Below are 3,056 nucleotides of genomic sequence, written 5' to 3'. Positions count from 1 at the left end.
ATTCCTTTAAAACGAATTTGTTTTAATGACTTAAGGCAAAGTCAATGTTGGGTGGGCAGTTTTAGTGCTAAACACCAAGATGTTAAAGAGATAGAGAATGCTATGCAGTTGATGCAAGATTTCTTTGCTTCTAAAACAGATGATTTTTTTGTGTTGAGTGCTTTAGCCTATGAAGATAAAACTTCTCAAGTTAGCTTAGATGAAGAGGTTTTAGACCGATACGAGCAAGCCAAGCAAACAGGATTCTTGCAGCCTTTGACCGATGAGTTTTTATCTTGGATACAGGGTAAGAGTCAATTTTTATACCAATTTATCAACTTTACTTTTAATGCAGAATATTACGTGCCTTTTGTTAAGATGATGATGTATTTAAAACCTCATCAGTTGGTGGTAGGAGATTTATGCGTACTGATTAGTCCTAAGCTGCAGATTGCACTATATCCTCATGATGATATAGGTTTTGGTGTGATTGCCTTAGATGATGACCCTAGATTAGGTATTGAGTTTTTAAGGTTTTGTGAAAAAGACGGGCGGTTTAGTGTGCATATTGATGCTGATGTATTAAAGGAGAGTGAGAGGGTGTAAGTACTTTCATGGTAACCCTATGGTTACCTTATTAGCGAGTGCTCTAGCTAACCGATATGGAGTGCAGTCGTTAAATGACAGAGAATTGGTTTTTTATACCAAACTAAAGGCACATGGAGTAGAGGATGTTGATTATTATACCCAAGAGTATGCAAATGCTAAAACAGGGCAGAAAAAGAGTATATACGTAAGCCATATAAAGAGGCAACAGAACGTTCAGATGCTATTAGTGATAACCTCTACCATTGGTCTGGCAGTGATGCAGATAATGTGCCATTAAAACTTAATGAAATTAGATTGTCGCCCGAAGATAAAAGAAAACTAAAAGAGGCAGGAGCAGTCTTTTTTAGAAGAGGAAAATAAATAAAATGATTATTTGCAAAAAACCTTATTATTTTGCAGAAAATGGTATTGGCAGTTTAGACTTTTTTTTACATGTAGAAAGAGTGTTTATTGATGGGTATCGTAATGATTTATATCCGACAGGGACTCTGAATATAGTATCTGATGGAGTGTTTTATCCTGGAAGAAACTTTTTATTGGATTTATACAATACAGTGGATGATTTGAAACGCACTATTCAAGAAGTGAGAGAAAAGCAGAAAATAATTCCTGATATTGGGGATTTGTCCATCAGAAGAATAAGTGAGAAAGGCTTATTCTTAGCTGATATTGAGGATGGAGTTATTAATCTGAGTTTTGATGCCATGTGCTTGTATTTAATCTTTGACGGAGAGTATGAGAGAGTATTTTTTGGTAAAACTATAACTGATTTGAGAACGATGAGAGAGAAAAAATTAATGAAGGGCACTCTCGAAGATTTAATTATGGCATTGCCTGATTTCTTACCCAAAGAGGCTTTTGTATGATGATATGTAATGATCCTTGTTATTACGAAGATAATGGAATGGGAGGCATGGATTTCTTCTTTTTGGTTGAGAAAATAGGCTTATATCAGGGGAAGTTGGTCGGTAGTCTTAACATAGTCTCAGATGATGTTATCCATCCTGGCAATCATATTTTGCTTGATTTAATTACTACCATCGGCAAGTTAAAGTCCGTAGTTGCAAATCTTAAAGAGGAAACCATCCCTGATATAGGGCATTTAAGCGTATATGACGAAGAAGAATGCAAATACCGTTTTGTTTTCGATGAAGGTAGAGAATATGAAACAGGAATTATTGATTTAAGTTTTGATGGTTTGGCACTTTATTTAGGATATGATGGGGATTTCGAGAGAGTATTTATGTGTCAAGAAACCTTATTTGGAATGGGGGGGGTAGATTCAATAATAGAGAAACGTTTGCGAAAAGGAACATTAAAAAGGTTAATTTTAAAATTACCAGATTTTGATACTAACGATGAAGAACTGCAGGAAATTGTTTATAAGTAATTCGTGTGTTTCATGAGCATAATTCACAATAGAGAGTTTGAATTTCTGCCGTATGCAGAAGATTTTTAAGCATAAGGTGGGTGATAGCATAAGGAGTAGGCTCTTCTGTAGTGGGTTCTGTGATGTTACCTTATTTATCGCATGGTTGGAGTAGAGGGTTCTGTCCAAGATAGGATGACAGAGAAAGTCCAACGAGAAATTAAACAAAGGGGGTTTACGATAATGTTGTTTTCAAAGCAAGATTTATATAGTAAGTTTGATTTTGTTTATACAGATTTAAGTCAAATACCATTTAATTCATTTATGTTAAGCGAGATAAGTAAAGAGGTTAATGGCTACTGTTTTATCCAAGAAAGTAATGGAGATTTATGCAGTTACCTTATTGAGCCTTTTAAAAGTTGGCAACCAAAAACTTATAGTTATTTAACTAATGGAGAGTTTTTTTATGCAGTAAAAACCACTCCATATCCAGGTGTAATCGGAGATACTACGCAGTTAGGGATTATAGTAGGTAACAAGGTATGCTACATACAATATACCCCATATACCTATGAAAAAAAGACAAGTAGATATCCCACTATCCCGCTAGAAATACTTAACTCTTGGCTTTACCGAGCTGAGGGATGGGATATGGCGGAATCAACAGTGATTGATATTCATAGAGGTGTTTTGCCATCAGCTGTAACTTATTCTGTATCACCAATAGATTCAATTATAGGTGGTTTTACCGATAAAACAGATAAAGCATTACCTCAATATACCGAATTTTTAGAATCTAAATTTAATCATCCTTTCCGTCAAAGCTATCACATTAAAGAGTTTATGGATGATAAATACTTTGAACTACGGTGTTTGCTAGATACACGGTTAGATGGAGACTGGGGAAAAAATGGTTTTCAGTTATTTGTCTCATCGCATAACACCGAGCGTAATGTGTATGTTGTGCCAAGGACAGATGTGATGCAAATAAAAAAACTCTCTCATCCAGCAGAAGCTATTGATAGCTATGCAGCTCACTTATTGTCAGGGAAAGAAGGGGAGTTTGATTTTCTGCAATATGCAGAAGATTTTTAAAGCC

The 3,056-nt window shown here is 35.2% G+C and carries 4 protein-coding genes; all 4 read left to right on the top strand.

Annotation, left to right across the window (positions count from 1 at the left end; all coding sequences use genetic code 11):
• Window positions 1-585: hypothetical protein (locus HKX39_RS10510; protein WP_216605096.1), on the top strand; the 585-nt coding region annotated here is incomplete at its 5' end.
• A gap of 368 nt (window positions 586-953) precedes the next feature.
• Window positions 954-1,454: a hypothetical protein gene (locus HKX39_RS10505; protein WP_171681273.1), complete on the top strand. Its 501-nt coding sequence runs from the start codon at window positions 954-956 to the stop codon at window positions 1,452-1,454.
• Window positions 1,451-1,978: a hypothetical protein gene (locus HKX39_RS10500; RefSeq protein WP_171681272.1), complete on the top strand. Its 528-nt coding sequence runs from the start codon at window positions 1,451-1,453 to the stop codon at window positions 1,976-1,978. Before HKX39_RS10505 ends, HKX39_RS10500 begins: the two co-directional genes overlap by 4 nt.
• Window positions 1,979-2,200: 222 nt before the next feature.
• A complete protein-coding gene (locus tag HKX39_RS10495; RefSeq protein WP_171681271.1) occupies window positions 2,201-3,052 on the top strand; it encodes a hypothetical protein in 852 nt (283 codons plus the stop codon).
• The last annotated feature ends 4 nt before the right edge of the window (window positions 3,053-3,056 follow it).

It is taken from the genome of Pelistega suis (genome assembly GCF_013133795.1).
In the GTDB taxonomy this organism is placed as follows: domain Bacteria; phylum Pseudomonadota; class Gammaproteobacteria; order Burkholderiales; family Burkholderiaceae_B; genus Taylorella; species Taylorella suis.
This window is presented reverse-complemented; position numbering and strand designations above follow the sequence as displayed.